At 46.9% G+C, this 4,429-nt stretch carries 3 protein-coding genes and 1 pseudogene; all 4 read left to right on the top strand.

Translation table 11 applies throughout. The features are described from left to right. On the top strand, positions 1-1,254 hold a 1,254-nt coding region (locus tag ACFIME_RS06605), incomplete at its 5' end, for a phage tail sheath family protein (RefSeq protein WP_375684681.1). Next, complete coding sequence (locus tag ACFIME_RS06600) at positions 1,251-1,769, top strand: phage major tail tube protein (RefSeq protein ID WP_273790102.1); 519 nt, start codon at positions 1,251-1,253, stop codon at positions 1,767-1,769. The genes ACFIME_RS06605 and ACFIME_RS06600, both read left to right, overlap by 4 nt. A 41-nt stretch (positions 1,770-1,810) precedes the next feature. Then, a complete protein-coding gene (locus ACFIME_RS06595; protein WP_375684680.1) occupies positions 1,811-2,224 on the top strand; it encodes a hypothetical protein in 414 nt (137 codons plus the stop codon). A gap of 131 nt (positions 2,225-2,355) precedes the next feature. Beyond that, a pseudogene (locus ACFIME_RS06590) lies at positions 2,356-4,429 on the top strand (phage tail tape measure protein); the annotation flags it as partial.

Below are 4,429 nucleotides of genomic sequence, written 5' to 3'. Positions count from 1 at the left end.
TCACGTCCTTTAGCAACATTTGATCAGAGCGCTATTGGAGCGGTTGTTACAGCCCCTGATGCTGACAACCAAGTTTTTCCCCTCAACGAGCCTGTCCTTATCTTTAGCCATGAGACAGAAAAAATCCAAAAGCTTGGGCGAAGGGGCACAGCTCTTGATGTGATTAACGCCGTGCGCGCGCAGGGGATTGAGGCACAAATTATCCTTGTGCGGGTAGAAGAAAAGTCAACCATTGCTGAGACACAAACCGAAATGGTGGGATCCAATACTCACTTGACCGGTGTGCATGCCTTAGCGCATGCTAGAGGGCATTTAGGTGTGGAACCTGGAATTCTCTTAGCACCAGCTTATAGTGCAGGGCGCCTTGATAATGGCAAAAACCCTGTGGCAGACGCTTTGGAACAGGTTGCAGAAAAGCTACAAGCGATTGCCGTGTTCGATACGGGGGGTAAAAACACGGAAGAAAGCCTTGCCTATCGTGCAGATTTTTCCTCACGCTTTTGTTATTTGATTGATCCCTTTGTACGGGTGGCAAATTCTGATGGAGGTGTTAGTGTTAAACCCGCAAGTCCTTTTGCAGCAGCCATGTTTATCAAACGTGATAAGCAAAGGGGCGGTGTTTTTTGGTCTCCTTCCAACCAAGATGTGCATGGCATTTTAGGGACAGCACGCCCCATTAGCTATTTTGATGGGGAAATCGATCATGAGGCAAATCGCCTTAACCAAGCCGATATTGCGACCTTTATTCTAGCACGGCTTAGCCAAAATGCGCATTTAGATAATTCTGGGGGACAAATGGCTGCCAATGGACGTATTTTATGGGGAAATCATACCACCTCCAGTGACCCATTGTGGCGCTTTGTCAATGTGGTGCGCACCCGTGCAGCCTTGGAAAAAACCATCATTAACGGTTTCCGCCCTTGGGCCAATGATGAGAATCTGACCGGTCAACATGTTATTGCCATTACCCGCTCTTTGACCAGCTTTCTTGATGATATGATTGCGCGTGGAGCACTGCTGGGTGGTCGGGTTTGGTTTGACCGCGATTTAAATTCCAACAGCAATTTACAACTGGGAAAATTGCGGGTGGAATTTGATGCAGAAGAAGTGCCGCCTCTAGAAGATTTAAGCTTTGGCAGCCGGCGCAATAGCGCTTATTTTGACCGTCTGGCGCAAGATATCCAAAAGAAAATGATTTATGCCTTTGGCGATACGCTAGAGGGTTATCGCAAAGCAGCAAGGAGCGACATATGACTTTAAGAATTGTTCGCGGTTTTACCCTGATTGTTGATGATGATGTGAATCTCCATCTTGATCTTGAAACCCTCAAATTACCTACGTTGGAAGAAATTACAGAAACCTATCAACCGGGCGGCTCTGATATGCAAATTGATGTGAGCGGTCTTGGTGTCAAAGCTTTGAGCATGCAAATGAAAATCCGCAGCCACACCCCCGAAATTATCGGTATTTTTGGTGGTCCTCCTGGTCTTCGTCATAAATTCACAGGCAAAAAACATGTGATCTCTGAAGAAGATGGACGCGAGCATGAGCATTCCATTGATGTGACAGGGCGTTTGGTCAAAGTGGATAGTGAAGGCTTAACGGCTGGGAAAGCGACAGGCTATGATTGCGAGATCAAAAATGTTTGGGACTATACGGAATTTTGGGATGGCTCTGTTTTGCACCGCTTTTCGTTCAAACGGGGCGGTTGGCTTGTCCGCAACGGGCAAGAGATCGGTTCTCGCCGCCGCTCTATTCTCAATTTATAAGCTCTCATTATTGATAGCGTTCTCATTTATAGGAATTGATCATGACAAGTTTACAAACCAGCATTGACGTGGAATTGCAGGTTCCGTTTCTTTATCAAGATAAAGGTGGCAAAGAATCTCTCTGCAAGAAACTGACCTTTTATCGCCCCACTTTTAAGCATGCCAAGCAATTAGCGGTGCTCATTGGACCACAATTGACAGAGCTGCTGCTTCCTGAGTTTGGAGAGCAAAAAACCACTTTGAGCAATGATGTGCTTATCACGAAGCTTTCTCAAGTTTTGTTCACAAGTGAGGCAACAGAAGGCATCACAGCACTTTTGGCTGATATGTCACATGAATCTATTGAATTGATTGATCGAGTTGATGTGATAGATATTGTCGCAATATTGAAGGCTTTTTTTGCTTTTTTTACGCAACGCCAATCCTCTCTGCCAGACAATTTGGGGCAGAACTAGCCCTTTATTATCACTGGGCGCCTTCAGAGATTAACCAGATGGATTGGCTGGATGTGATTGCTTATCGAGAAGAACTCGCACGCTTTAAAGCCCAAGAATATGAAAGTCATCAGTTAGGATAAAGAATCGTCATGGATGTTTCCCTTGTTGTGCGTTTTGTCAATCATCTGCAAGAGGGGATAGCTTCTGCCAAGCGTGATCTTGCAGCCTTCAGTTCAGATGTTGCGCATTTCCAAAACAAGACAAGGCAACATTTTAAAGGGTGGTTTGACCCGGAGCACCTGAGGGAAGCAACGGCAAATGCGGAAAATGCTTTTATCCAAGCGCGGGGGCGTATGGTGGGTGCCATTGCGCAAACAGCAACCTTAATTGCACCGCTCTATAAAGCCATGCAATTTGACCAATCGATGAAGGGCTTGGAAAAGGTTCTGGATGCCCCCCTTAATCGTTTAAAAGAATTGCGTCGTTTTGCGCTTGAAACTTCCACCAAGATTCCGCTAGCGGCACGTGAAGTTTTGGAACTGATGACCAGTGCCAACCAAGCAGGCATTGGTGAACAAGACTTAGAGGCTTTTAGCATTTATGCCGCTAAAGCAGCTGTTGCTTTTGATATGACGGGGGATCAGATTGGGGAGCGTTTTGCCAAATTGCGCAATGTCTTTAAGCTTAATCAAGCAGGCATTGAAGATCTAGGCGATGCTATCAATCATCTCTCTAATCACATGGCGGCAAAAGCCAGTGAAGTGTCTGATTTTACCAATCGTGCCACCGGTGCGGCAACCATGTTTAAGTTGACAGCGCGCGAAACCGCGGCATTTGGTACAGCGATGATTTCTGCTGGGATTGTTCCAGAGAGTGCCGCGCGTGGTTTTAATGCCATGAGTGCGCGTATTCAGGCAGGAGGCAAGCATATTGAAGATGCCTTTAGCAATATTGGGCTTTCTCGCGAAAAATTCATGCAAGATCTGGACAAAGATGCCACCGGCACCTTGGTACGCTTTTTTGATGTTTTAGCGAAATCCGAACAGGGCATGCGTTCGCTGATTGCCATTGCTGGGCGCGATTTTACTGGTGATTTTGCCAAATTGGTGGGTAACCCCGAATTGTTAGGGCAAGCTTTAGATTATGTGAAAGATCCACAAGTCTTTAAAGGCTCTGTAGAGCAAGAAGCAGACAAACAAGCAACCGGTGCCATGCGGCAATTTGAACTCTTACAAAACCGCATTGTGGCTTTGGGGATTAGCATTGGTGAAGTGCTTCTGCCTCCTCTCAACAGTTTGATGGAAAGTGTTGGCAATTTTACCAATGGGCTTATGGCGTGGGCGAATGCCCATCCCACTTTAACAAGCGCCATCATCAAAACCATTGCAGCCCTTATGGCTTTTAATATTGCTCTACGGGTTTTGCGCTTTACTCTTGCCGGTACACGCCTTGGGCTTCTTCAATTGATCACGTCTTTTATTAAGCTTAGAGTACTCAGTCGTGGTGTTGCTGCAAGCTGGCGTGGCTTAGCAGCCGCAGGGCGCTCGCTGGGTTTGCTAACCGCGGGTCTTGGGGCAAGTTCACTCCGACTCTTACGCCCCATGACCTTGTTGGTCGGGGCTTTACGGGGGATTGCTGTCTCAGGAAGTGCATTTGCTGCCTCTTTTGGTTGGATCGGGACAGTGATCAAGTGGTTGGGGCTGGTATTGCCTCTGTTGCGGGGGCTATTTTTACCCCAATAGGGGCTATGGTTGCTGCTGTTGTGGCGGTCATACTAGCAGCTGGTTTTGCTTTGTGGAAATATTGGGATCGTTTTTCTTCATTTGTCAAAGGCTTTGCACAGGGGGTCATACGGAATTGGGGGCGTGCCTTTGAAGCCGTCATGCGCTTTTTTGGTGCCGATACCACCACCATCACCAAATGGAAAAACATCATTGCTGCTGCTTTTGATCTCTCTTCCCATTGGCAAAAGTTCAAACAAGGGCTTGGCGCTGTTGTTCAAAGCTTTGAAGGTTTGTGGGAGGGCGTTAAACAAAGCCTTTCCAACTTTTGGCAATGGTTGAAGAGTTTTTTTACACAGGAAAAGCTCTCGGAGGGTGCCAAGGCTGATATGGAACAAGCCGGCGAAGATCTGGCCAATTCGATTGTCGATGGTTTTATGGCACCCATCACAAAGTTGAGCGATTTTTGTAAATCTTTGCCCAGCCGCATTAAGGGGTGGAT

The sequence above is a fragment of the Bartonella sp. AP1QHHD genome (genome assembly GCF_042196265.1).
Taxonomy (GTDB): domain Bacteria; phylum Pseudomonadota; class Alphaproteobacteria; order Rhizobiales; family Rhizobiaceae; genus Bartonella.
Note: the sequence above shows the minus strand (reverse complement) of the source record. Positions and strands in the feature narration are given on the sequence as shown.